The 24,621-nt window shown below is 73.2% G+C and carries 24 protein-coding genes; 9 read left to right on the forward strand and 15 right to left on the reverse strand.

Annotation, left to right across the window (positions count from 1 at the left end; all coding sequences use genetic code 11):
• Window positions 1–201 precede the first annotated feature (201 nt).
• Window positions 202–1,131 carry a sulfite exporter TauE/SafE family protein gene (locus tag GWJ10_RS16935; RefSeq protein WP_163188658.1) on the forward strand — a complete coding sequence of 310 codons (930 nt, stop codon included), beginning with the start codon at window positions 202–204 and terminating at the stop codon, window positions 1,129–1,131.
• Window positions 1,132–1,212: 81 nt separating this feature from the next.
• Here GWJ10_RS16935 and GWJ10_RS16940 read toward each other — a convergent pair whose 3' ends face one another.
• The 6 genes from GWJ10_RS16940 to GWJ10_RS16965 all read right to left on the reverse strand — a co-directional run bounded on the left by GWJ10_RS16940 (window position 1,213) and on the right by GWJ10_RS16965 (window position 6,236).
• The gene (locus tag GWJ10_RS16940) at window positions 1,213–1,947 is read right to left on the reverse strand and encodes a glutamine amidotransferase (protein WP_163188659.1); all 735 of its coding nucleotides are present in this window, start codon (window positions 1,945–1,947) and stop codon (window positions 1,213–1,215) included.
• A 109-nt stretch (window positions 1,948–2,056) separates the two neighbouring features.
• Window positions 2,057–2,866, reverse strand: coding sequence for an ABC transporter permease (locus GWJ10_RS16945; protein WP_043654394.1), 810 nt, complete (start codon window positions 2,864–2,866; stop codon window positions 2,057–2,059).
• Entirely contained in the window at window positions 2,863–3,945 is a 1,083-nt protein-coding gene (locus tag GWJ10_RS16950; protein ID WP_163188660.1) for an ABC transporter ATP-binding protein, read from the reverse strand. Before GWJ10_RS16950 ends, GWJ10_RS16945 begins: the two co-directional genes overlap by 4 nt.
• An 88-nt stretch (window positions 3,946–4,033) precedes the next feature.
• Window positions 4,034–4,825 carry a hypothetical protein gene (locus tag GWJ10_RS16955; protein ID WP_163188661.1) on the reverse strand — a complete coding sequence of 264 codons (792 nt, stop codon included), beginning with the start codon at window positions 4,823–4,825 and terminating at the stop codon, window positions 4,034–4,036.
• Complete coding sequence (locus GWJ10_RS16960) at window positions 4,822–5,811, reverse strand: ABC transporter ATP-binding protein (protein WP_163188662.1); 990 nt, start codon at window positions 5,809–5,811, stop codon at window positions 4,822–4,824. Before GWJ10_RS16960 ends, GWJ10_RS16955 begins: the two co-directional genes overlap by 4 nt.
• Before the next feature lie 5 nt (window positions 5,812–5,816).
• The gene (locus GWJ10_RS16965; protein WP_074803054.1) at window positions 5,817–6,236 is read right to left on the reverse strand and encodes a GntR family transcriptional regulator; all 420 of its coding nucleotides are present in this window, start codon (window positions 6,234–6,236) and stop codon (window positions 5,817–5,819) included.
• Between the two features lie 144 nt (window positions 6,237–6,380).
• On the opposite strand from GWJ10_RS16965, the gene GWJ10_RS16970 reads away from it, so the two are divergent.
• Window positions 6,381–7,043 (forward strand): hypothetical protein, encoded by a 663-nt coding sequence (locus GWJ10_RS16970; RefSeq protein WP_163188663.1) that lies wholly within the window; start codon window positions 6,381–6,383, stop codon window positions 7,041–7,043.
• Between the two features lie 146 nt (window positions 7,044–7,189).
• Window positions 7,190–7,597, forward strand: coding sequence for a VOC family protein (locus GWJ10_RS16975; protein WP_085387301.1), 408 nt, complete (start codon window positions 7,190–7,192; stop codon window positions 7,595–7,597).
• Window positions 7,598–7,696: 99 nt separating this feature from the next.
• On the opposite strand, the gene GWJ10_RS16980 is transcribed toward GWJ10_RS16975, so the two are convergent.
• From GWJ10_RS16980 to GWJ10_RS16995, 4 genes are all read right to left on the reverse strand, one after another.
• The gene (locus tag GWJ10_RS16980; RefSeq protein ID WP_163188664.1) at window positions 7,697–8,815 is read right to left on the reverse strand and encodes an aspartate-semialdehyde dehydrogenase; all 1,119 of its coding nucleotides are present in this window, start codon (window positions 8,813–8,815) and stop codon (window positions 7,697–7,699) included.
• Window positions 8,816–8,838: 23 nt separating this feature from the next.
• The gene (locus tag GWJ10_RS16985) at window positions 8,839–10,176 is read right to left on the reverse strand and encodes an aspartate kinase (protein WP_031316267.1); all 1,338 of its coding nucleotides are present in this window, start codon (window positions 10,174–10,176) and stop codon (window positions 8,839–8,841) included.
• Window positions 10,177–10,314: 138 nt separating this feature from the next.
• Window positions 10,315–11,109, reverse strand: coding sequence for a formate/nitrite transporter family protein (locus GWJ10_RS16990; RefSeq protein WP_163188665.1), 795 nt, complete (start codon window positions 11,107–11,109; stop codon window positions 10,315–10,317).
• A gap of 90 nt (window positions 11,110–11,199) precedes the next feature.
• Window positions 11,200–11,931 carry a TetR/AcrR family transcriptional regulator gene (locus GWJ10_RS16995; protein ID WP_163188666.1) on the reverse strand — a complete coding sequence of 244 codons (732 nt, stop codon included), beginning with the start codon at window positions 11,929–11,931 and terminating at the stop codon, window positions 11,200–11,202.
• A gap of 257 nt (window positions 11,932–12,188) precedes the next feature.
• Between GWJ10_RS16995 and GWJ10_RS17000 the strand changes: the two genes are divergently transcribed.
• The 6 genes from GWJ10_RS17000 (at window position 12,189) to GWJ10_RS17025 (ending at window position 20,422) form a co-directional block, all read left to right on the forward strand.
• Window positions 12,189–14,702, forward strand: a complete 2,514-nt coding sequence (locus GWJ10_RS17000) for a glycoside hydrolase family 3 N-terminal domain-containing protein (protein WP_241005875.1) — start codon at window positions 12,189–12,191, stop codon at window positions 14,700–14,702.
• 116 nt (window positions 14,703–14,818) lie between these two features.
• Window positions 14,819–16,489, forward strand: coding sequence for an ABC transporter substrate-binding protein (locus GWJ10_RS17005; protein ID WP_163188667.1), 1,671 nt, complete (start codon window positions 14,819–14,821; stop codon window positions 16,487–16,489).
• A gap of 77 nt (window positions 16,490–16,566) precedes the next feature.
• Window positions 16,567–17,460 carry an ABC transporter ATP-binding protein gene (locus GWJ10_RS17010; protein WP_163188668.1) on the forward strand — a complete coding sequence of 298 codons (894 nt, stop codon included), beginning with the start codon at window positions 16,567–16,569 and terminating at the stop codon, window positions 17,458–17,460.
• Complete coding sequence (locus tag GWJ10_RS17015) at window positions 17,457–18,260, forward strand: ATP-binding cassette domain-containing protein (protein ID WP_076404497.1); 804 nt, start codon at window positions 17,457–17,459, stop codon at window positions 18,258–18,260. The genes GWJ10_RS17010 and GWJ10_RS17015 overlap by 4 nt, the downstream gene beginning before the upstream one ends.
• Before the next feature lie 5 nt (window positions 18,261–18,265).
• Window positions 18,266–19,249, forward strand: coding sequence for an ABC transporter permease (locus tag GWJ10_RS17020; protein ID WP_163188669.1), 984 nt, complete (start codon window positions 18,266–18,268; stop codon window positions 19,247–19,249).
• A 3-nt stretch (window positions 19,250–19,252) separates the two neighbouring features.
• The gene (locus tag GWJ10_RS17025) at window positions 19,253–20,422 is read left to right on the forward strand and encodes an ABC transporter permease (RefSeq protein ID WP_083711644.1); all 1,170 of its coding nucleotides are present in this window, start codon (window positions 19,253–19,255) and stop codon (window positions 20,420–20,422) included.
• 140 nt (window positions 20,423–20,562) lie between these two features.
• Here the strand turns inward: GWJ10_RS17025 and GWJ10_RS17030 are convergent, their stop codons facing one another.
• From GWJ10_RS17030 to GWJ10_RS17050, 5 genes are all read right to left on the reverse strand, one after another.
• The gene (locus GWJ10_RS17030; RefSeq protein ID WP_163188670.1) at window positions 20,563–21,327 is read right to left on the reverse strand and encodes an ABC transporter permease; all 765 of its coding nucleotides are present in this window, start codon (window positions 21,325–21,327) and stop codon (window positions 20,563–20,565) included.
• Window positions 21,324–22,154 carry an ATP-binding cassette domain-containing protein gene (locus tag GWJ10_RS17035; protein WP_163188671.1) on the reverse strand — a complete coding sequence of 277 codons (831 nt, stop codon included), beginning with the start codon at window positions 22,152–22,154 and terminating at the stop codon, window positions 21,324–21,326. Before GWJ10_RS17035 ends, GWJ10_RS17030 begins: the two co-directional genes overlap by 4 nt.
• A 29-nt stretch (window positions 22,155–22,183) precedes the next feature.
• The gene (locus tag GWJ10_RS17040) at window positions 22,184–23,026 is read right to left on the reverse strand and encodes a DUF4097 family beta strand repeat-containing protein (RefSeq protein WP_163188672.1); all 843 of its coding nucleotides are present in this window, start codon (window positions 23,024–23,026) and stop codon (window positions 22,184–22,186) included.
• Window positions 23,027–23,099: 73 nt separating this feature from the next.
• Window positions 23,100–23,630 (reverse strand): histidine kinase, encoded by a 531-nt coding sequence (locus GWJ10_RS17045; protein ID WP_163188673.1) that lies wholly within the window; start codon window positions 23,628–23,630, stop codon window positions 23,100–23,102.
• A 94-nt stretch (window positions 23,631–23,724) separates the two neighbouring features.
• Entirely contained in the window at window positions 23,725–24,489 is a 765-nt protein-coding gene (locus GWJ10_RS17050) for a TSUP family transporter (RefSeq protein ID WP_163188718.1), read from the reverse strand.
• Between the last annotated feature and the right edge of the window lie 132 nt (window positions 24,490–24,621).

Here is a 24,621-nt window from a genome sequence, read left to right on the forward strand (position 1 = left end):
CTGCCTGTGCAGAGTAGCGCAGGCGCGACCTGCTCCACGGCAGTCAAGGGCGCGCCCTCCGGGCGTGGCTGCGCGCCCGCGGAGCCCAACTCCCGTTAACACTGGCCCACGATGCGGGCGGCGCTTCACATAGTGGACCCGCCCGGTCAACCTTGTCAGGACACGTCGGGACCCTCCCGGCACCCGAGCAAGGAGGCCCCGGTGCGGACCCTCGTCCTGCTGGCCCTCGTGGGCCTCGGTGCCCAGCTCGTCGACGGCAGCCTCGGCATGGCGTACGGCGTGACGTCCACGACGCTCCTCCTCGCGATCGGGACGAACCCCGCGGCGGCGTCGGCGACGATCCACCTCGCGGAGATCGGGACGACGCTCGCGTCCGGCGCGGCGCACTGGCGGTTCGGCAACGTCGACTGGAAGGTCGTGCTGCGCATCGGCGTGCCGGGCGCGCTCGGGGCGTTCGCGGGCGCGACGTTCCTCGCGAACCTGTCGACCGAGGTCGCCGCCCCCGTCATGTCGCTGCTGCTCCTCGCGCTCGGCGTCTACGTGCTCTCGCGCTTCACATTCGCCGGGCTGCCGACGGGTCGTCTGGGCCTGCCGCTGCGCAAGCGGTTCCTCGCGCCGCTCGGTCTCGTGGCGGGCTTCGTCGACGCCACGGGCGGCGGCGGCTGGGGCCCGGTGGGCACGCCCGCCCTGCTCGCGTCGGGCCGGATCGAGCCCCGCAAGGTCATCGGGTCCATCGACACGAGCGAGTTCCTCGTCGCGGTCGCCGCGTCGCTCGGGTTCCTCCTGTCGCTCGGCTCGCAGGGGATCGACCTGACGTGGGTCGTGGCGCTCCTCCTCGGCGGGCTCGTCGCCGCGCCGATCGCGGCCTGGCTCGTCCGGATGCTCCCGCCCCGGATCCTCGGCTCGGCCGTGGGCGGCGTCATCGTGCTCACCAACGTCCGCACGCTGCTGCGCTCCGACTGGGTCGACGCGATCGGCGCGGTCCAGGGCGTCGTGCTGGCGCTCGTCGCGGTCGTCTGGGCCGCCGCCGTCGTCTGGTCGGTGCGGGCGCACCGCCGCGCCGTGGCGGCGGAGGCAGCGGCCGACCCGACACCCGCCGACACCCCCCACCCTGCCCCGGCCACCCGCTGACCCGGCCCCCGCCGAGCAGGCGGTTGTGGTCCGTCCTCGCCGCCGGACGGACCACAACCACCTGCTCGGCCTCCGGGGATCTCAGTCGCGCGCGTAGCGGCGGACGAACGTCGCGAGGATGCGGTGCGGCTCCCGGACGTCGCCGCGCCGGACGGTCGCCTCGACGTCGCCCGCGGCGTCGGGCGGGAAGTACCCGTAGTCCCGGTAGACGCCGATGCGCGTGAGGATGCCCTCCAGGTCGAGCTCCGGGTGGAACTGCGTCGCGTAGAGGTTCTCCTTGACGCGGAACATCTGCACCGGGCACGCGTCCGACGTCGCGAGCAGCACCGCGTGCGGCGGCAGCTCCCGCACCGCCTCCTTGTGGCCCACGTACGCCTCGAACGCGTCGGGCAGGCCCGCGAGCAGCGGGTCCGCCCGGCCTTCCGGGGTGAGCCGGATCGTCACGGGCGAGATGGGCTCGGCGTACGTGTCGTCCAGCACCGCGCCCTCGTGCAGCCCGAGCGTCCCGACGCCGTAGCACGCCCCGAGGAACGGGACGTCGCGCTCGACGATCTCGTCCAGGAGCGGTGCGAGCTCGCGCTCGACGCGGCGCTGCGTCGCCGACTTCTCCGCCTCGGGCCGCGACGAGTCGAACGGGCTGCCGCCGACGATCACCCCCGAGTACGCGTCGAGGTCGATCGCCGGCAGCGGGCCCGCCTCCATCCGTACGCGGTGCAGCTCGTGGGGCGCGAGGCCGGAGTGACGCAGGACCGCCGCGTGCTCGCCGTCCGCGGCCGGGTCCTCCGCCCGGGACGCCAGGAGCAGGAAGGGCTTCATGCCGGTCAGGCTAGGGGCGCCCCGGAGGCCACGCCCGCGGGGACCGGGCGGTGGCCCGGGCGGCGGGCCGGGCGGTGCCGGGTGCCCGGCACCGTGGTCGGGCCCCGCCTCAGCTCCAGCGGAAGAGCCGGATGCCGAGCGGCAGGAGCACGGCCGTCCACACGACCATGACGACCACCTGCACCGTGGGGAAGCCCTCCTCGAACCACCCCGCCGTCATCGCCTGCGACGCGGCACCCAGCGGGGTGAACCTGCCGACCTGCGCGACGGCCTCCGGCATCATCGGCCCCGGCGTCCACAGCCCGGAGAGGAACAGGAGCGGGAAGTAGATCAGCGTCCCGATCGCGGACGCGGTGCTCGCCTTGGGCGCGCGCGCCGCGACGAGGGTGCCGAGCGCGTACATCGACGCGACGCCGAGGACGAACGCCAGCACGACCGTCGCCGCGTTCTGCGGTGCCGGCAGGCCGAACACGAGCTGCCCGACGACGAGCGCGACGGCCGACGCGACCACGACGGCCACGAGGTTGATGACGAGGTGCGCGACGACGATCCCCTGCGGGCGCATGGGCGTCGTCGACAGCCGCCGCAGCAGGCCCTTCTCGCGGAACGTGGCGAAGTAGACCGGCATGGTCGTCAGGGCCGGGGTCGCGATCGCCGCGGCGAGCACCACGGGCGCGTAGAGAGCGACGGGCGTGAGCCCGCCCCACGGCGGGGGCGCGTCCTCGATCGGCACGCGCATGCCCGGGATGGCGAACCCGACCCCGACGAGCAGGACGGTCGGGAACACGAGCGCGAAGAACACCGTCCCCGGGTCGCGCAGCCAGAGCCGCGCCTCAGTGGCAAGCAGGACGCCGAACCCGCGCCAGCCGCTGCTGCGGCGGACGGGCACGGCGGACGGGGTCAGGGTCGTGGCGGTCATCGGGACTCCCCTCGGGTCGGTCGGGCGTCGGTCGCGTCCGAGGCGTCGGTCGCGTCCGGGTCGTACGTGCGGCCGGTCACGGCCACGAAGACGTCCTCGAGCGTGCGGGAGACGGTCCGGACGTCGTCGGGCACGACCTCGTGCTCGGCGAGCGCGAGCACGACGGCGGGCAGCACCCGCCGGGAGCCCGTGACCTCGATCTCGCGCCCGCCGGTCGGCGACGCCTCGACGCGCTCGACGTCCGCGAGCCCCGCGATCGTGTGCAGCGCGAGGTCGTGGTCCGCGGGCGGCACGCGCAGGCGCACGGTGCGCGACGTGTCGACGGAGTCGACGAGCTCGGCGGGCGTGCCCTGCGCGACGACCCGGCCGCGGTCGATGATGACGAGCCGGTCGCACAGGCGCTCCGCCTCGTCCATGAAGTGCGTGACGAGCAGGATCGTCACGCCGCGGTCGCGCACGCGCTCGACGAGCTCCCACGTCGCGCGGCGGGCCGCCGGGTCCAGCCCGGTGGTCAGCTCGTCGAGGATCGCGACGCGCGGGTTCCCCACGAGCGCGAGCGCGATCGACAGGCGCTGCTTCTGCCCGCCCGAGAGCTTGGCGAACGCGACGCGCCGGTGCGCGGCGAGGTCGAGCAGGTCGAGGAGCTCCTCCACGTCGCCGGGCGACGCGTAGAACGACGCGAAGAGCCGCATCGCCTCCTCGACCGTGATCTTCTCGTTGAGCGCGGCCTCCTGGAGCTGGACGCCGACGACGTCGCGCACCGCGGCGGGGTCGGCCTGCGGGTCGACGCCGAGCACGCGCACCGTGCCGCCGTCGGCCTGGCGCAGCCCGGCGAGGCACTCGACGGTCGTCGTCTTGCCGGCCCCGTTGGGCCCGAGGATGCCGAAGATCTCGCCCTGCCGGACGGTGAGGCTCACGCCCTCGACCGCGACGGTGCGCGTGCCGGAACCCTGCGGTCCCGGGTACGTCTTGCGCAGGTTCCGGATCTCGACGACCGGGGCGCGCCCGGCCGTGCGGTCGGTGGGCGGGGCGGGCGACGTCGCCGTCGTGCCGCCCGGGGGCGGTGCTGCGGTGCTCATGGTGACCTCCAGGAGGGTGTGCGGCACCCACGGACGGCGCCGTGCGCCGCCCGGACGGGTGGGAGTGCGGTCGGGAGGGTGCTGCCGGTCAGGCGCTCGCGGTGCCCGCGAACTCGACCGGACGGATCGCGACGCCCCGCAGGACGACGCGCAGGAGCAGTGCGGCGAGCACGACCCCGACGAGCCCGCCGAGCACGGCGAGCCAGACGGGGGTGCCGTCGAGACCGACGACGCGCGAGAGCGCGTGGCCGAAGAACCCGGAGCGCAGGAACACCTCGCTCACCAGGACGGTCGCGAGCGACGCGACGACGAGCAGCACGCCGCGCAGGAACCCGAAGCCGTAGAAGCCCGCGGCGACGACCATGCCCGCGAGGTAGTAGACGACGCAGAACGTGCCCTCGACGAGGATCATGAGCCCGACCTCGGACCCGTCCGCGTAGAGCTGCGTGAGGTCCTGCTCCGTCGGCCAGCCGGCCTGGCGGAACAGCGCCCACTCCGCCCACCGCACGAGCGCGGTCGCGATCCCGAACGTGAGCCCGGAGACGGCGGCGCCGATCCACAGGCCGTGCGTGTACGACCGCCGCGTGCCGCCGGCGGCGACGTGCAGCGCGATCGTCATGAGCGGCAGGAGGATGCCCATGACGAAGAGGAAGAACTTCGCCGAGCCCGCGACGCCGCCCACGCCCTCGATGCTCACGTCGTCGTTGCGCAGCATGATCCACAGGACGAGGGCCCCGATGGCGAGCGCGATGAGCCAGAACCACACGCCGACGTACCAGGTGCCGCCGATGAAGTACCAGGCGACGGCGCGGACGCCGCGCCGGTGGGCGGCCTTCTCGAGCGCGCGGCGCTCCGCGGAGCGCGGGGTCGTGGCGGTCATCGTGCCTCCTGCGTGCGGGTGCGGGCGGGCGCGCCGTCCGCGGTGCGGTCGGTGCGCGTGAGGTGGACGAACAGGTCCTGGACGGGCACCGCCCCGACCTCGAGCCCGGCCGCGGCAGCCGCGGCCCGCTCGTCGGGGGCGAACGTGCCGAAGAGCGTGACCTGGGCCGTGCTCCCCAGCCGCTGCCGGGCGAGCACCTCCCGGCCCGCGGTGTGGCGCTCGACCACGTCCGCCGGCCCGGTGAGGCTGACGCCGCGCGCGCGGACGTCGTCGGCGTTCTCGGCGAGCAGGACCCGCCCGCGGTCGATGATCACGACGTCCTCGAAGAGCCGCTCGACCTCGGCGATCAGGTGGCTCGAGAGCAGGATCGTGCGCGGGTGCTCGGCGTAGTCCGCGACGAGCGCGTCGTAGAACGCGTAGCGGCTCGGGGCGTCCATGCCGAGGTAGACCTCGTCGAAGATCGTCAGGGGCGCGCGGGCGGCGAGCCCGACGACCGCGCCGAGCGCCGAGCGCTTCCCGCGCGAGAGCTCGTTGGGCTTCTTGCGGACGTCCACCTCGAACGTGTCGAGGAGGCGCCCGGCGAGTTCGGCGTCCCAGTGCGGGCGCACGTCCGCGTAGTACTCGAGCGTGTCGCGCGCCTTGTCGGACTCCCCGACGTCGCCGCTCTCGCGCACGAGCTGGGTGTGCATCGTCGCCCAGACGTTCTCGAACGGGTCCTCGAGCTCGCCGTCCGGGCCGACGCGGACCGTGCCCGACGTCGGGCGCCGGAACGCGGCCAGCAGGGCGGCGAGCGTCGTCTTGCCGGCGCCGTTGCGGCCCAGGAGGCCGGTGATGACGCCGGGCCGGATGGTCAGGGTCGCGCCGTCGAGCGCGGGGTCGTCGTCGCGGGCGTACCGCACGACGACGTCGCGCACCTCGGCGCCGAAGGGCGCCGGCGCGGTCGCGGCGGGGAGGTCGGTGGGGTGGCTGGTGGGCCGGGCGGTCACGGGTCTCACCTCGGGGTGGGGTCGGTGGTCGGGCCGGTACGGGGTGCGTCGCCGGTCCCGGGACCGGCGGGCCGCGGGCGGCCGAGGACGTGCTCGACGATCTGGGCGGCCGGGATGTCCAGGAGATCCGCCTGCGCGAGCGCGGGGTCGAGGACCTCGTCGAAGAACCTGGCGCGGTGCTCGGCGAGCAGCCGCTCGCGCGCGCCGGGTGCGACGAACATGCCGAGCCCGCGCCGCTTGTAGAGGACGCCCTCGTCGACGAGGCCGGCGAACGCCTTGGCCGCCGTCGCCGGGTTGATCCGGAACGTCGTCGCGAACTGCGTCGTGGACATGACCTGCTCCTCCTCCGCGAGCTCCCCCGCGAGCACCTGCGCACGGATCATCTGCGCGATCTGGAGGTAGATGGGTTCAGGTCCGTCGAACATGGGCCCCATCCTCTCCCGCCTCGCGTGTCCTGTGGTTCATTACTTAACTAATGAACCACAGTGCAGCGACATCCGCAACCCCCTCGCGGAAGCGACCGACCCGGCAGAGAATCGAGAGAGAGGCAGGCGCGGAGAGGGGCACGTGTGGACGGCTGCGAGTACACGGGCACTGCGCCGTTCGCCGAGCCGCTCAGCACCGTGACGAGCCTCGCGTTCGTCGTCGTCGGCGTGGCGATCCTCCTCGGTGCGCGACGAGCCGCACGACGCCCCTCCGGCGCCGCCACCGGTGCGACGCCCCTCGCCCCCCGCACCACGCTGGGCGTCCTCGCTGTCCTCGTCGGACTCGGATCGGTCGTCCAGCACGGCCCGGCACCGTCGTGGAGCCCGGTCATCCACGACCCACCGCTGTTCGGCGCGCTCGCGCTGGTCACCGCCGACGCCGTCTCGGACCTCACCGGCCGCCGGATGCGGACCTGGTGGTGGCTCGCCCCGACCCTCGCTGACGTCCTTCTCGCCGCCACGGTCCCGGAGGCGTCCACCTACTTCCAGTGGGCGGTCTCGGTCACCGCCGTCGGGGCGAGCGCCCTGCGCGCGTGGTTCCGTCCTGGCGTCCGGCGGCGGGTCGTCCTCACCATCGCCCTCCTCGCAGCCGGCGGTGCCGTCAGCACGTTCACGCGCACAGGATGGCCGTGCGACGCCGTCGGCTGGTTCGGCGTCGAACCGCAGGGCCACGCGATCTGGCACGTGCTCGCCGCGGCGGCGATGTGGGTGGTCGCCCCGACCCTCGGGCGACGCGCGACGACCTGACCGCGCACCGCATCGTCGGGCGCGCTCCGTATCACCCACGGGGGGCGGTGCCGCGGGGGCGGCACGGTGGCAGGCTGGGACCACCCGGCGCGCGCGGCGGGCCCCGCCGTACGGCCGCCGGCGATCCCGAAAGGAGTGAGGCAGCGATGGTCACGATTCGGCGCGGGTTCTCCAGCTTCTCGGCGGACGACCTCGACGCGGCGCGCGCGTTCTACGGGGACACCCTCGGGCTCCCCGTCACGGCACTCGACGGCGGGAACGGTCTGGTGCTCCACCTCGGCGGCGGCTCGGACGTGTTCGTCTATCCGAAGGAGGACCATCGGCCGGCCGCCTTCACGGTCATGCACCTCACCGTCGACGACGTGGACCAGGTCGTCGACGAGCTCACCGCGAAGGGCGTGACGTTCGAGCGCTACGAGGGGTTCGACCAGGACGAGAAGGGGATCGCGCGCGGCTTCATGGAGGGCGGCGACGGCGCCTGGTTCACCGACCCGGCCGGCAACATCGTGGGCCTCGCGGACGGGGACGACATGGCCCGGCTCGTCGAGGGCTGAGCGCGCCCCGCTGACGCCCCCGGCTCGCGAGGTAGAGCCCTGGTCACGACCAGGGCTCTACCTCGGCGGACCGGGGCTCTACCTCGCGGGACCGGGGCTCTACCTCGCGAGGGCGGGGGCGAACGCGGCGCGGACGCCGTCGAGATCCTGGGCGACGAGCTCGGCGAGCTGGACCGCGTTGAGCGCGGCGCCCTTGCGGAGGTTGTCGTTCGAGACGAACAGCACGAGGCCGCGTCCGCCGGGGACGGACTGGTCGGTGCGGACGCGACCGACGAACGACGGGTCCTTGCCGGCCGCCTCGAGAGGGTTGGGTACGTCCGCGAGCGCGACGCCGGGGGCGGCGGCGAGGATCTCGCGCGCCCGGTCGGGCGTGATCGCGGCGCCGAACTCGGCGTGGATCGCGAGCGAGTGCCCGGTGAACACGGGGACGCGCACGCACGTGCCCGCGACAGCGAGCTCGGGCAGCCCGAGGATCTTGCGGGACTCGTTGCGGAGCTTCTTCTCCTCGTCCGTCTCCTCCTGCCCGTCGTCGACGATCGACCCGGCGAGCGGGACGACGTTGAACGCGACGTTGCGCGGGAAGACGGTGGGCTCGGGGAAGGCGACCGCGCCGCCGTCGTGCACGAGCCCGACGAGCCCGGCGCCCGTGCCCTCGGCCGCCGCGCCGGCGACGGCCTGGGCGCGCAGCTCCTCCGCACCGGCGAGCCCGGCCCCGGAGACGGCCTGGTACGTCGCGACGACGAGGCGCTCCAGCCCGGCCTCGTCCGAGAGCGGCTTGAGGACGGGCATCGCGGCCATCGTCGTGCAGTTGGGGTTGGCGATGATGCCCTTGCGCGCCTCGCGCAGCGCGCCCGGGTTCACCTCCGAGACGACGAGCGGGACGTCGGGGTCCATGCGCCACGCGGAGGAGTTGTCGATGACGACGGCGCCCGCGGCGGCGAACCGCTCGGCCTGCGCCTTCGACGTCGCGCCGCCCGCGGAGAAGAGCGCGACGTCGATCCCGCGCAGGTCCTCGGTCGGGGTCGCGGCGACGTCCTCCACGACGACGTCGGTCCCGCGCCACGGGAGCGTCGACCCGGCGGAGCGCGCCGACGCGAAGTAGCGGACGCTCGCGACGGGCAGGTCGCGCTCCTCGAGGAGGCGGCGCATGACCGCGCCGACCTGGCCGGTCGCGCCGACGACGGCGAGGTGCAGACCGGGGGTGCTCTGGGTGCTCATGGTGGGTCCTCTCCTGCGTCGGGTCAGCGGCCGGTGCCGGCGTAGACGACGGCCTCGCCGTCGGCGGCGTCGAGCTCGAAGGCGGTGTGCACGGCGCGCACCGCGTCGTCGAGCGAGTCCTCGCGCGTGACGACGGAGATGCGGATCTCCGAGGTGGAGATCATCTCGATGTTGATGCCCGCGTCGCGCAGCGCGCCGAAGAGCTTCGCGGACACGCCGGGGTGCGACTTCATGCCCGCGCCGACGAGCGAGAGCTTGCCGATCTGGTCGTCGAACTGGAGCGAGTCGAACCCGATCTCGGCCTGCAGCGCCGAGAGGGCGGACATCGCGGCGGGTCCGTCGCCCTCGGGGAGGGAGAACGAGATGTCGGTGAGGCCCGTGCGGGCCGCCGACACGTTCTGCACGATCATGTCGATGTTCACGCCCGAGCCCGCGACGACCTCGAAGATCCGCGCGGCCGTGCCCGGGACGTCGGGCACGCCGACGACGGTGATCTTGGCCTCGCTGCGGTCGTGCGCGACGCCGGAGATGATCGGGTCTTCCATGACGGTCTCCTCGGGAAGGTCTGCGGTGCTGCCGGCGGTGCCGGCCGGGGAGCCGGCGCTCGCGCCGGGGCGCGCGGTGTACGCGTCCGCGCTGACGAACGTGCCGTCCTTGCCGCTGAAGGACGAGCGCACGTGGATGGGGACGCCGTACCGGCGGCCGTACTCGACGCAGCGCAGCGCGAGGACCTTCGCGCCGCTCGCCGCCATCTCGAGCATCTCCTCGTACGTGATGCGGTCGATCTTGCGCGCGGACGGCACGATGCGCGGGTCGGCCGTGAACACGCCGTCCACGTCGGTGTAGATCTCGCACACGTCGGCGTCGAGACCTGCCGCGAGCGCGACGGCGGTCGTGTCCGACCCGCCGCGCCCGAGCGTCGTCACGTCGTTCGTCGACTGCGTCACGCCCTGGAACCCCGCGACGATCGCGACCTGGCCGCGGTCGAGGGTCTCGCGCACGCGCGTCGGGACGACGTCGACGATGCGCGCCTTGCCGTGCACCGCGTCGGTGATGAGACCGGCCTGCTGCCCGGTGAACGACTTCGCCTTCACGCCGAGGCTGGTGATCGCCATCGCGAGCAGCGACATCGAGATGCGCTCGCCCGCGGTGAGGAGGATGTCCATCTCGCGCTGCGGAGGGAGGGGGCTGACCTGCTGGGCGAGGTCGATGAGCTCGTCGGTCGTGTCGCCCATCGCCGAGACCACGACGACGACGTCGTTCCCGGCCCGCTTCGCCTCGGCGATGCGCTTGGCCACCCGCTTGATGCTCTCGGCGTCCGAGACGGACGAACCGCCGTACTTCTGCACGACAAGTGCCACGTGCTGCTCCATCTGTCGCCGGCCTCCGTCTCTCTCAACGGCCCGCCGGGTGCTTGTGGGTCGGTCGATGATAGGCACGCGTCCCACGCCCCGGCCAAGCCCGTCCCGCCCTGCGGACCGCGACGACCGACGCCGGGGTCACACCTCCGGCAGCACGCGCGCCCGCGGACCGGCCACGACGACGTACGCCAGCCCGACGACGACGGCCCCGCCGACGAGGTTGCCGAGGCCCACCCAGGTGAGGTTGCGGCCGAAGTCGGCCCACGTCGTCGGGCCGAGGTCGCCGAAGAGCCCGAGGGAGAACGTCGTCATGTTGGCGACGACGTGCTCGAACCCGGACGCGATGAACGCGAGGATCCCCCAGAACAGGACGACCGCCTTGCCCGCCTCCGAGCGCAGGCGCCCGCAGGCCCAGATCGCAGCGCACACGAGGACGTTGCACAGCACGCCGCGGAAGAAGAGCTCTCCCCCGGTCTCGTGCGCCTTGGCGCGCAGCATCGAGGCGACCATCTCGCCCGCGGCCGCGTTCGAGCGCAGGACCCCCGCCTGCGTGACGGCCCAGGCGAAGAGCATCGACCCCGCCAGGTTGCCGACGAGGCACAGGCCCAGCGTGACGACGGCGTCGCGCACCCGGACGGCGCGCGTCGCGACGCCCTGGGTGAGGACCATCATCGCGGACGTGGCGAGCTCGGCCCCGGCGAAGACGACGAGGGTGAGCGCCGCGGCGAACACGCCGCCGGCGACGAGGCGCTCGCCCGGCGCCCCGGCGGCGAGGAACGGTCCCGCCGTCGCGACCATGAGCACCACGCCGACGCCGATGTACGCGCCCGCGAGCATCGCCGCGACGAGGTAGCGCCCGGGGCGTCTGGCGAGGAGCACCTTCTCCCGGGCCGCCTCCGACTGGGTGGTCACCGCCTGGGCGAGGGTCTGCACGCCCTCGATCCTCGCAGCCGGGCGGCCTCCCGGACAGGGCCGGTCGTCGCGACGCCGCGGGGCCGAAGGTCCGGACCCGGCCCGCGCGCGTCAGGCCTTCGCCGCCTCCGCGGGCTCGACCGGCGCCCCCGTCTCCCCGGTGGGGGCGGGGTCCGCGTCGCCGCCCTCCTCCGCCGGGGCCGGCGCACGGCCCCCCAGCGGGGACGGGCGCGGGTCGAGCACCGCCGAGACGATCGCCTCGATCGCGAACTCGCTCGCCTCGCCGAGGTCGACCTGGGTCGGGTCGAGGAGCCACTGCACCTGGAGCCCGTCCATGACCGCGAGGATCGAGGCCGCCGCGTGCCGGACGGTCGTCGGCACCGTGACGCCCCGCTCCGCGCACAGCGCCTCGAACGCCTCGACCGCCTCGCGCCGCAGGGTCCGGTACCGGACCTCGAAGAACTCTCGCGCCGGGTGTGCGTCGGTCACGGACTCCGCGGAGAGCACGGCGTACGTCTGCACGATCCCGGCCCGCTGCGCGTTGAGGAACGCCGTGCGCACCAGGTGGCGGAACATGTCGATGCCGCCGGGGATGTGCTGCCCGTCGAGGCCGGCGACGTCGCTCTCGTCGCGGTAGCGGAGCACCTCCAGGAGGAGGTGGTCCTTGGACCCGAAGTGGTGGAGGATCCCGGCGTGGGTCATGTCGACCTGCTCCGCGATCTCCGTGAGCGGGCCGTTGTGGTAGCCCTTGCTCCCGAAGGTCGCCATGGCGGCCTTGAGGATCTCCTCACGGCGCCGGAGGGTCTCCTCCCGCACCCGCGGACGCCGCCTGCTCGTGGTCATCGCCTCGTCACTTTCTCGTCGTGGTGCCCGGTGCGCCGCCGTCGGCGTCGACGCGGGCTCGCGGGCGCCGAGCACGTCCTCGGTCCGTCACCGTCCGGGGCGATCCTACGCACGCCGCACCGCGTCCGAGTCCCCACCGCGCCGAAGATCACGGACAGATATCGATCTGACCTGCGCAAACGCAGATTCTTGCGCACTTACTGACTGCACGGTAAGTTCACGGATCGACAGCCGACTCGACGACGAGGAGCACGAACGTGACATCGCAGTCCCTGGCGGGAGAGCGCGATCCCGCGGAGCTCGCCACGCTGCGCACCACCGCGCAGGGCCTGCCCCTCCGCGACGCGGTCCGCCTCCTCACCGGGCAGTCCATGTGGCGCCTGCACGCGTCGGACGCGCTCGGGCTGCGGCCTGTCGTCCTGTCGGACGGCCCCGTCGGCGTCCGGGGCACGAGCGAGGTCGAGGGCGAGACCTCCGTCCTCTTCCCGTCGCCGAGCGCGGTGGGAGCGACGTGGGACCGAGAGGTCGCCCGCGAGACCGGGCACGCGTTCGCCCGCGAGGCGCGTGCGCACGGCGTCGACGTCGTCCTCGCACCCCAGGTCAACATCCAGCGCACGCCCGTCGGCGGCCGGCACTTCGAGTGCTACTCCGAGGACCCGTACCTCACCGCGCAGATCGGCACCGGCGTCGTGCGCGGGCTCCAGGACCAGGGCGTCGCGGCGTGCGTCAAGCACTACGTCGCGAACGACTCCGAGACCCAGCGCACGTCGTACGTGTCGCACGTCGACCCGCGCGTGCTGCGCGAGGTCTACCTCGCGCCGTTCGAGGACGCCGTGGCAGCCGGCGCCTGGTCCGTCATGGCCGCCTACAACCAGGTGGACGACGGCGTCGAGTCCGGACCCATGACCGGGCACCGGCACCTGCTCACCGACGTGCTCAAGGACGAGCTCGGGTTCGACGGCGCCGTCGTCTCCGACTGGGTCGCGACGCGCACGACCGAGCTCTCGGCGAACGGCGGCCTCGACGTCGTCATGCCCGGGCCCGGCGGCCCGTGGGAGGACGCCCTCGTCCGCGCGGTCGAGGAGGGTCGCGTCCCCCGGAGCGAGATCGACGACAAGGTCGCCCGCATCCTCCTGCTCGCGCGCCGCGTCGGTGCGCTCGACGAGCCCGGCCGCCCGGTCACCCACGACGGCGACCTGCGCGCGCTCGTGCGCCGCACCGCCGCGACCGGCACCGTCGTCCTGCGGTCGGACGCCGAGAACCCCGTCTGGGACCGCCCCGCGCCGCGCTCGATCGCGCTCGTCGGCCCCAACGCCGTGCGCCCGCACGTGCTCGGCGGCGGCAGCTCGACCGTGAACCCCGCGCACGTCGTCACGCCCGCCGAGGGTCTGGCCGCCCGCTGGCCCGACGCCACGCTCACCGTGGCCCGCGGCGGCGACGCACGCCGGTTCGCCCCGCGGCTCGACGTCGAGGGGCGCAGCCCCGACGGCGCCGCCGTCTCGGTGACCTGGCTCGACGCCGAGGGCGCGACGCTCCACGAGGAGGTCCTGCCGCGCTGGGACGGGTTCCTGCGCGACCTGCCCGACGAGGTCGACACCGTCGTGCTCGACGTCGACGTGCTGCTCGACGAGCCCGGGGACCACGTGCTCGAGGTCGGGACGGTCCCCGGCCACTCGATCGAGATCGACGGGGCCGTCGTCGCGAAGGACGAGCACCGGTCGGGCGTCGAGGTCATCCTCGACTCCTCGATCAACAACCCGGCGGGGGTCCCGGCGACCGTCCACGTCGACGCCCCGCGCCGCGTGCACGTCCGCGCCGCGCTGCTCGTGACGCGCGCCCAGGGCTACGGGAACCTGGTGCGTGCGGAGCTGCGCCACCGGGTGCCCGCCCCGAGCGTCGAGCGAGAGATCGCCGACGCCGTCGAGGCCGCCCGCGCGGCGGACCTCACCGTCGTCGTCGTCGGGACGAACGAGGAGGTCGAGTCGGAGGGCTGGGACCGCACGTCCCTCGCGCTCCCCGGCCGCCAGGACGAGCTCGTCGAGCGCGTCCTCGACGCCGACCCGGACGCCGTCGTCGTGGTCAACGCCGGCGCGCCCGTGCTGCTCCCCTGGCTCGACCGCGCGCGCACCGTGCTCTGGGTCTGGTTCCCCGGCCAGGAGGCCGGGCACTCGATCGCCGACGTGCTCGCGGGCGCCGTCGAGCCGGCCGGCCGGCTCCCCTGGACGCTCCCTGCCGCCGCGGCCGACGTCCCGGTCCCGCACGCGGTGCCCGCCGACGGGATCGTCGAGTACCACGACGGCGTCCACGTCGGGTACCGCGCGTGGGAGCGCTCGGGCGCCGTCCCCGCCGCACCCTTCGGTCACGGGCTGGGCTGGACGACGTGGTCGTACGACCGTGTCGGCCGGCCGGCCCGCACGCCGGACGGCGACACGGTCCTCACGGTCCACGTCACCAACACCGGACCGCGCGACGGCCGCGAGGTCGTCCAGGTCTACGTCGAGCCCCCGGTCGTGCCCGCGTCGGCCCCGGTCGCCGAGCGCGACCGCCCGGTCCGCTGGCTCGGCGGGTTCGCCGTCGTCGACGTCGCTGCGGGCGCCTCCGCCGACGTCACCGTGACCGTCCCCCGTCGTCAGCTCGAGGTGTGGGACACCGACGGCGGGCGTTGGCACCTCCCGGCCGGGACGTACCGGCTGCGGGTGGGGCGTTCCGTCCACGACCTCCGCCTGGACACCGCGGTCCGGGTGCAGGAGAGCACCACCGAAGAGGAGTAGCCCGGACCGCGGTCCAGCCGAGGGGCGACCCAGCGCCCCGCACCTTCCGTCACACCCCACGCTCCACCGCCCCGGCAGCGCGCCGGGGACGTCGTTCCCTCGAAGGAGAGAGATTCATGAGGTTGAAGGCCTCCGCGATCGCCCTCGGCATCGCGACAGCGCTCGTGCTGACCGGCTGCTCGTCGTCCGGCGGCAACGACGACGACAGCACGACCAGCTCCGGCGGGGGCGCAGCCCTCACGATCGCCAAGCCGGACGGCGCCATCGCGACCGAGTCGAACAACCCCTGGATCGGCGACTCGTCCGCGCTCAAGCTCGGCTACGTCAACGCGATCTACGAGCCCGTCGGCATCGTCAACGTGGTCGACCCGTCGGACGAGGTCCGTCCGTGGCTGGCGTCCGAGATCACGTGGTCCGACGACTACACGTCGGTCACGCTCACGACCCGCGAGGGCGTGAAGTGGAGCGACGGCCAGGACCTCACGGCCGACGACATCGCGTACTCGTACCAGATGCTCGTCGACACCCCCGAGCTGAACACCGCGGCGCTCGACATCACCGACGTCGCCGTCGACGGCGACACGGTCACCGTCTCGTTCGGCACGCCGATGTTCGCCAAGCAGGACAAGGTGCTGCACCGGTTCGTCGTGCCGAAGCACGTGTGGGAGGGCATCGCCGACCCGACGACGGAGACGAACCCCGACCCCGTCGGCACGGGCCCGTACACGCTGACGAGCTTCAGCACGGAGAGCGTCCAGCTCGACGCGCGCGACGACTACTGGGGCGGCGAGCTCGCGGTCCCGACGCTGTACTACGTCTCCTACAACGACAACAGCGCCCTGACGACCGCCCTCGCCAACGGGGACGCGGACTGGGCCCAGGCGTTCCTGCCGAACGTGCAGTCGGCCTTCGTCGACAAGGACCCGGAGCACAACGTGTACTGGGCGCCCGCCGGTCTCGGCATCGACGCGATGTTCGTCAACACGACCAAGAAGCCGTTCGACGACGTCGCGTTCCGCCAGGCCGTCAACATGGTGATCGACCGCGAGCAGCACCAGCAGATCGCCCGCGAGGGCGGCGTGCCGCTCCTGACCTCCGTCACGGGCCTGCCCACCCCGGCCGGCGACCCGTTCATCTCGGACGAGTACGCGGGCGAGGAGTACGAGGTCGACGTCGACGGCGCCAAGAAGGTGCTCACCGACGCGGGGTACACGTTCGACGGCGACTCCCTCGTCGACCCGGACGGCGAGCCCGTCACGTTCCGGCTGAGCGTCCCGCAGGGCTGGAACGACTACGTCACGGGCATCAGCCTCATCGCGGAGTCGGTCAAGGCGATCGGCGTCGAGGCCACGGTCGACACGCCCGACTCCGACTCCTGGTGGGCCGCGAAGGGCACGGGCGACTTCGACGCGATCCTGCACTGGACCGAGACCGGGGCGACCCCGTACGACATCTACAGCGACACGATGGACGCCCGCTGGCTCAAGCCGGTCGGTGAGGCCGCGGACTACAACTTCGGCCGCTTCGACAGCCCGGAGGCCACGGCCGCCCTCGACGCGTACCTCGCCGCGACGACGGACGAGGACCGCGCCACGGCCATCGCGGAGGCGCAGAAGATCTTCGTCGAGCAGGTCCCGGTCATGCCGATCGGCACGCGCCCGTTCATCACCGAGTTCAACACGCGCAGCTACGTCGGCTGGCCCAGCGACGACGACCCGTACATCAACGCGGACCCGACGCAGCCGACCGCGGTGCTGATCCTCACCCAGCTCAAGCCGGCCGAGTGAGACCCCGAGGCTCGCGCGGCGCCCGCCGCGCGAGCCTCGGTGCGGCCCGGCCCCCAGCACAGGAACAGGTAGGACGAGTGAACAGCGAACCCCTGCTGACCGTCTCGCACTTCAGCGTGGTCTACGACGTCGACCCGCCCGTCGAGGCCGTCAGCGACGTCTCCCTCACGCTGCACCGGGGGGAGATCCTCGGTCTCGCCGGCGAGTCCGGCTGCGGCAAGACGTCGCTCGCGTACGGCATCCAGCGGCTGCTCAAGCCGCCGGCCGTCATCCCCTCGGGGTCGGCGGTCTTCCACGACGAGTCGGGCGAGGACGTCGACCTCAACGCGCTGGACGACGACGCGATGCGCCGGTTCCGGTGGGACAAGGCGTCGATGGTGTTCCAGGGGGCGATGAACGCGCTCAACCCGGTCGCCAACATCGGCAAGCAGCTCGGCGACGTGTTCGAGACGCACCGCCCCCGGATGAGCAAGGCCGAGCGGACCGAGGAGAGCGCCCAGCTCCTCGACCTCGTCGGCGTCGGCCGCGACCGGCTGCGCTCCTACCCGCACGAGCTGTCCGGCGGCATGCGCCAGCGCGTCATGATCGCGATGGCCCTCGCGCTCAAGCCGCAGCTCATGATCATGGACGAGCCGACGACGGCCCTCGACGTCCTCGTGCAGCGCGAGATCCTCCAGCAGATCTCGGACCTGCGGAAGCAGTTCGGCTTCTCGGTCATCTTCATCACGCACGACCTCCCGCTGCTCCTCGAGATCTCCGACCGGATCGCGGTCATGCGCCAGGGCCGGATCGTCGAGCTCGACACGGCGTCGAACATCTACCACCACGCCCGGCACGAGTACACGCGCACGCTCCTCGGCTCGTTCCCGAGCCTCACCGGGGACCGGGGCGGGTTCGTGCGCGGCCGCTCGGAGCCCGCGGCCACGGTCGCGAGCACGGCCACGACCAGCGCAGGAGGCCAGGCCCGATGACCACCCTCGAGCTCTCGCACGTGAGCAAGAAGTACAAGGTCCGGGGCTCCGGCGACCTGCTCGCGCTCGACGACGTCAGCTTCACGCTCACCTCGGGCCGCACCGTCGCGCTCGTCGGGCAGAGCGGCAGCGGCAAGTCGACGATCGCGAAGATCCTCACGCAGCTCGAGCGCGCCACCTCGGGCGAGATCCTGCTCGACGGCGCGCCGGTCCCCCGTCGCGGACGCGCCCTGCGCCGCTACCGGCAGCAGGTCCGCATGGTCTTCCAGGACCCGTTCGCGTCGCTCAACCCGTACCACACGATCCGCCACCACCTCGAGCGCCCGCTGCGCCTCGACCACGTGGTCCCGAAGGACGAGGTCGACGCCGAGGTGCACCGCCTCCTCGACCGGGTCCACCTCGACGGCGGCGTCGTGGACCGGCGCCCGCACGAGCTCTCCGGCGGCCAGCGCCAGCGCGTCGCGATCGCGCGCGCCCTCGCCTCGCGACCGGCGCTGCTCGTCGCGGACGAGCCGGTCTCGATGCTCGACGTGTCCATCCGCCTCGGCGTCCTCAACCTCCTCGCCGAGCTCCAGCGCGAGGCGAACCTCGGGGTCCTGTACATCACGCACGACCTGGCGACCGCGCGCCACTTCAGCGACGAGATCATGGTGCTGCACCACGGCCAGGTCGTGGAGCACGGCCCGGCCGACGACGTGATCCTCGCCCCCCAGCACCCCTACACCCGCGCGCTACGCGATGCCTCGCCCAACCCGGAGGTCCACTTCTCCGGCGCCGGCCGCGCATCGTCGAGGAGCTGATCCCGTTGCGATTCTTCGCCCGCCGCACCGCCTTCTACCTGTTCACCGCCTGGGCGGCGATCACGATCAACTTCTTCCTGCCCCGCATGATGAAGGGCGACCCGGTCTCCGCGTACCTCGCGAAGAACCAGGGGAAGATCAGCCCCGAGGCGGCCGAGTCGCTGCGCACCCTCTTCGGGCTCGACGACGGCCGCTCGCTCCTCCAGCAGTACGTCGACTACTGGGGCCTCATGCTCCGCGGGGACCTCGGACGCTCGTTCTCCAAGGGCCTCGCTCCTGTCGGCGACGTGATCGCCGCCGCCCTGCCGTGGACGCTCGGGCTCGTCGGCATCGCCACGATCCTCAGCTTCTTCCTCGGCAGCGGGCTGGGCGCGATCATCGGGTGGCGCCGCGGGAGCAGGGCCGACGCGATCGTGCCCGTCTCGACGTTCTTCTCGACGGTGCCGTACTTCTGGATGGGGCTCATCGCCATCGCGGTCTTCTCCAGCACGCTCGGCTGGTTCCCCGCCTCCCACGCGTACAGCAAGGGCGCGTCGCCCGAGTGGTCGTGGGAGTTCGCGTGGGACGTCGTCCAGCACGGCACGCTGCCCGCGCTGACCATCGTCGTCGCGTCGCTCGGCGGCTGGATCCTCGGGATGCGCAACATGATGATCACCGTCCTCGACGAGGACTACGTCACGGTCGCGCAGGCCAAGGGCCTCCCGCCCCGCAAGGTGCTCACGCGCTACGCGTCGCGCAACGCGGTGCTGCCGCAGCTGTCGAGCTTCGCCCTCTCCCTCGGCTTCATCGTGGGCGGCACGCTCGTCATGGAGCTCGTCTTCTCCTACCCCGGGGTGGGCAAGCTGCTGCTCGACGCCACCAACGCGAAGGACTACCCGCTGATGCAGGGGCTCTTCCTCGTCATCACGCTCTCGGTCCTCGTGGCGAACATCCTGGCGGACGTCGCCTACGCCGCCCTCGACCCGCGCACGCGCCAGACGGAGGCCTGAGCCATGACGTCCACCACCACGACCGCGGCGAGCGGTCCCACGCCCGCGACGACCCCGCCCGACCCGGGCACGTCCTCCGGCCGCGGCCTCACGAGCCGTGCCGGGGCGTCGTTCGCGATGTTCCGCAACGGCAAGTCGCTCACGGGCCTGATCATCCTCGGCGTGTTCGCGCTCGTGGCGGTCTTCGGCGACCTCCTCGCGCCCTACGGCCCGCTGGAGAAGGACTTCACCGCGCTCAAGCAGCCGCCGTCCGCCCAGCACCTGCTCGGCACGACGCACATGGGCGAGGACGTCCTCAGCCAGATCATCTACGGCACGCGCGGCGTGCTCGTCGTCGGCTTCGTCTCCGGCATCATCGCGACGCTCGTCGCGGTGGTCGTCGGGGTGACCGCCGGGTACGTCGCGGGGTGGCGGAGCGAGTCGCTCTCGGCCGTGACCAACGTGTTCCTCGTGCTCCCGGGCCTGCCGCTCATGATCATCGTGGCGTCGCAGCAGGAGAACCCGAGCCTGCTGCTCGTCTCCACGGTGCTCGCGATCACGGGCTGGGCCTGGGGCGCGCGCGTCCTGCGGGCGCAGACCCTGTCGCTGCGGAACAGGGACTTCATCCAGGCCGCGCGGGCGAACGGCGAGCCGATCCACCGCATCATCGCCGTCGAGATGCTGCCGAACCTCACCGCGATCATCGCGTCGAGCTTCGTCGGCACCGTGACCGCCGCAGTCCTCGGCCTGACGACCCTCGCCTTCATCGGGGTCATCCCCATCACGAACCTCAACTGGGGCACGATCCTCTTCTGGGCCCAGCAGAACGGCGCCTTCCCCGACTACTGGTGGTGGTACGTCCCCGCCGGCCTGTGCATCGCGCTGCTCGGCACGGCCCTGTCGCTCGTCAACTTCGGCATCGACGAGTACGTGAACCCGCGCCTGCGCTCGGCCGGCGAGCGTGCGCGCGCCCTGCGCAAGAAGGGCTACGCGGCGTCGAGCGGGATCACGACCGTCGCCGACCGGCCCGACCTGCTCGCGGGGAGCGTCACCCCTCCCCCGCCCGACTCGCCGCCCGTCGACCTCCCGGGCGCGCCGGTGCACGGCGACGACATCGGTGCGGTCGTGGAGGCGGACCAGGCGACCGACGGCCCGGACGTGATCCCGGCCGGTCGGCCCGAGCGCTCCGCGTAGCGGACGCCGCACAGACGGGTGAGGGGCCGCGCCGCGGCCCCTCACCGGCAGCCGGTCCCGGCACGGGACGCCGTCCGCGCCACGCCCCTGGCGCGGGCGGCACGCCTCCACCCGCGCCGGGACCGTCCGCGTCCCTCGGGTCAGCGCATCTTGCGCCGGTAGATCGCGACGGCCCACGCGTAGGCGACGACGAGGATCCCGACGAGCCACGCGAGCGCGACCCAGATGTCGGACCCGACCGGCTGCCCGCCGAACAGCGCGCGCAGCGTGTCGACGATCGCGGTGACCGGCTGGTTCTCCGCGAACCACGCGACCGGGCCCGGCATGGTGTCCGTGGGGACGAACGCGGAGCTGATGAACGGGAGGAAGATCAACGGGTAGCTGAACGCCGACGCTCCGTCGACCGTCTTGGCCGAGAGCCCGGCGACCACCGCGAGCCATGTCAGGGCGAGCGTGAAGAGCACGAGGATGCCCAGCACCGCGAGCCACGCGCCCACCGACGCCCCGGTGCGGAACCCCATGAGGAGCGCCACGCCCACGACGATCGTCACGGAGACGAGGTTCGCCACGAGCGACGTCAGCACGTGCGCCCACAGGACGCTGGACCGCGCGACGGGCATCGACTGGAAGCGTTCGAAGATGCCGCCCTGCAGGTCGAGGAACAGCCGGTACGACGTGTACGCGACGCCCGAGGCGACGGTGATGAGCAGGATGCCGGGCAGCATGTAGTCGATGTACGACCCGGCGGCGCCGGTGTCGATCGCGCCGCCGAGGACGTAGACGAAGAGCAGCATGAGCGCGATCGGGGTGACTGCGGTCGTGATGATCGTGTCCGGGCTGCGCAGGATGTGGCGCAGCGAGCGGCCGGTCAGCACACGGGTGTCGGCCAGGACGTGCGTGGTCATCGGAGCTCCTCTCCGGCGGGCTGGGTGCCCTCGGGGGTCGTCGGGGTCGTGGGGTCGTCGCCGGTCTCGCCGACGAGGGTGAGGAACACGTCCTCCAGGGACGGCTGCTTCTCGACGTACTCGACCTGCGCGGGCGGCAGGAGCGCCTTGAGCTCGGCCAGGGTGCCGTTCTGGATGATGGTGCCGCGGTGCAGGATCGCGATCCGGTCCGCGAGCTGCTCGGCCTCGTCGAGGTACTGCGTGGTGAGCAGCACGGTCGTGCCGCCCTGGGCGAGCTCGCGCACCGTGGCCCAGACCTCGATGCGAGCCTGGGGGTCCAGGCCGGTCGTCGGCTCGTCGAGGAAGATGACCGGCGGGTCGCCGATCAGGCTCATCGCGATGTCGAGGCGACGGCGCATCCCGCCCGAGTAGGTCCCGGCCCGACGCGAGCCCGCGTCGGTGAGCGAGAAGCGGGCGAGGAGGTCGTCCGCCACCTGACCGGGGTTCTTCAGGTGGTGCAGGCGCGCGACGAGCACGAGGTTCTCCCGACCGGTGAGGACCTCGTCGACCGCGGCGAACTGCCCGGTCAGCGAGATCGACTCACGGACCTGCCCGGGCTGCTCGACGACGTCGTGCCCGTGGACGCTCGCGGTCCCCGCGTCGGGCGCGAGCAGCGTCGACAGGATCCGCACGAGCGTGGTCTTGCCCGCCCCGTTGGACCCCAGCAGCGCGAAGATGCTCCCGCGTGCCACGTCCAGGTCGACCCCTCGCAGCACGTGCAGGTCGCCGAACGACTTCTCGATGCCTCGTACCCGTACCGCGGGTGCGAGGGTCTGGTCGACAGACATGTCCAGGTCTCCGTCTCTCTCAGGTGTGGTCAGGGCCGACGGACGACGACGTCGCCGAACCCGGTGCTGGCGTGGATCTCCGCGGTGGCCTCGTCCTCGACGGGGCCCTCCGTGGGCGTGAGGTGGTTGCGCACGCTGCCGTGCTCGGAGCTCGCGTCGAGGAACGCGGCGGTGCCCTCGGGCACGCCCACCTCGATCGAGCCGTACGACGTCGCGAGGGTGACGCTCCCCGACTCCAGGCGCTCGACCCGGATGCCGGCGTGCGCGGACTTGGCCGTGAGCGTGCCGCTCACGCGCGCCACCGCGATGTCGCCGTGCGCGCCGTGCACGGCGAGCGAGCCGGTGACGGCACCGACCGTCGTCGTGCCGTTGGTCGCCTTGATGGTGCCCTCGCCACGGACCTCCTCGACGCGGACCGACCCGGCGCTGACGCGGGCGTCCAGCGAGCCCCGCACGCGGCGCGCCGCCACGGAGCCCGTCGAGGCCTTGACGTCGAGCCGGTCGACGTCCTCGACGCGGGCGTCCCCGGCGGACAGCGCCATCTCGACGGTGCCGAGGCCGCCCTCGGCGTAGAGCGAGCCCGCCTTGCCGCGCACGTGGGAGCCCGCGGGCAGCTCGACGGTGATGTCGGCGGTGCCGGACGCGAACGGCAGCACGTACTGCTTCCACGACCCGGGGTAGGAGATCGTCAGGGCGCTGCCGTCGCCGTCGACGCGGACCGCCTCGGCGGCGCGGACGCTGCCGGACTTCGCAGGGTCGGTCGGCAGGACCGTGACGACGACGTCGTCGCGGTCCCCGGCGACCACGTGCAGCTGGGCGAACGGCACGTCGACGACGACGGGCAGGGGCTGGGGGGCGGGGAAAGTGGGCATGACGAAGCTCCAGGAGTGGTGTCGTGGTGGTGTCAGGTGCGGTCGGAGGAGGCGGGGGCGGGGACCGAGGCGGTCAGCGCACCCAGCCGGTGACGCGGGCGGAGCCGCGCTGCTGCGGGCGGGCCTGCGCGGCAGGGCGTCCGGTGGACTGCTCGAGCGCCGCGGCGACCGCGCGCACGAGCCACGTGTTGACGGAGACGCCATCGCGCGCGGCGGCGGTCTCGGCCTGCGTCTTGAGGTGGTCGGGCAGGCGCAGGGTCGTGCGGGTCGTGGCCCCCGCCTCGACGTCGGTCGGCGCGGGGCCGGCCGGCGCGGCCGGCGTGCTCGCCGGGACGAGCGCCTCGGTCGGGGCGGGCGCGACGGCGGGGACGGCGACCACGAACTCGGGGGCACCGCCGCGCAGCCGCACGTCCACCGACCCGGGGGCGAGCTCCGCGGAGATCTCCCCCGCCGCGGCGGAGAGCGCGTCGAGGAGGACGAGACGCACGGCCGCGTCCAGCGGAGCGGTCAGGCGCTCGGCGAGCCGACGGCCGTCGTCACCGGCGGCGTCCGCAGCAGCGGCGAGGCGGTCCTGGAGGTCGTCGACGTACGGGGTGAGGTCCATGACGCCATCATGGCACCACGCGTGGTGTCACCGCAACCCCTGGGTGACAACACGATGACACCACGGGTAGTACGCGCCTCGAGACGCCGGGATGTCAGGCCGTGAGGTCGTGGACGACGTCGTACCCGAGCTTGACGATGAGCGCGCCGACGACGACCACGAACACCACGCGCACGAACGCGCTGCCCTTGGCGACCGCCATCCGGGCGCCCACGTACGCCCCGAGCAGGTTGGCCGCGCCCATGACGAGGCCCAGCCCCCACAGCACCGCGCCGTACGGCACGAAGAAGATCAGCGCGCCGGCGTTCGTGGCGAAGTTCGCGATCTTCGCGAGCGCCGACGCCGGCAGGAACGCGTACCCGAGGATGCTCACGAGCGCGATGACGAAGAACGTCCCCGTGCCCGGGCCGAGCAGGCCGTCGTAGGTGCCGATGACGAGGCCGATCCCGGCCGCTGCCCAGCGGTGGCCGTTGCCCTCCCAGCGCAGGTTCGTCGTGTGCCCGAGCCTCGGCTTCGCGATCGTGTAGGCCGCGACGCCGACGAGCACCACGAGGATGATCGGCTTGAACAGGTCAGCCGGGATGCGCGACGCGAGCGCCGCTCCCCCGACGGCGCCCACGAGCGCCGCGAACGCCATGGGCCCGGCGGTGCGCAGGTCCGGCCCGACGCGCCGGTAGTACGTCGCGGCGCTCACCGACGTCCCCATGATGCTCGCGAGCTTGTTCGTCGCGAGCGCCTGCACGGGGCTGATGCCGGGGACCAGGAGCAGCGCCGGGAGCTGGACGAGCCCGCCCCCGCCCACGACGGCGTCGATCCACCCCGCCGTGAGCGCGGCGAGGACGAGCAGGAGGACGGTCATGCCGTCGATCTCGAGCCCGCCGGAGACCGGGAGGGAGAGGGCGGGAAGCACCCCCCAGTGGTACCACGCCCACGGGCCGCGCCCGGGCCGGGTCCACGGCCGGTCCGCGGCGTCGAGGACGCCGCGCCCCTT

Origin of the sequence: Cellulosimicrobium sp. SL-1 (assembly GCF_011033075.1) — a bacterium.
Classification (GTDB): domain Bacteria; phylum Actinomycetota; class Actinomycetes; order Actinomycetales; family Cellulomonadaceae; genus Cellulosimicrobium; species Cellulosimicrobium funkei.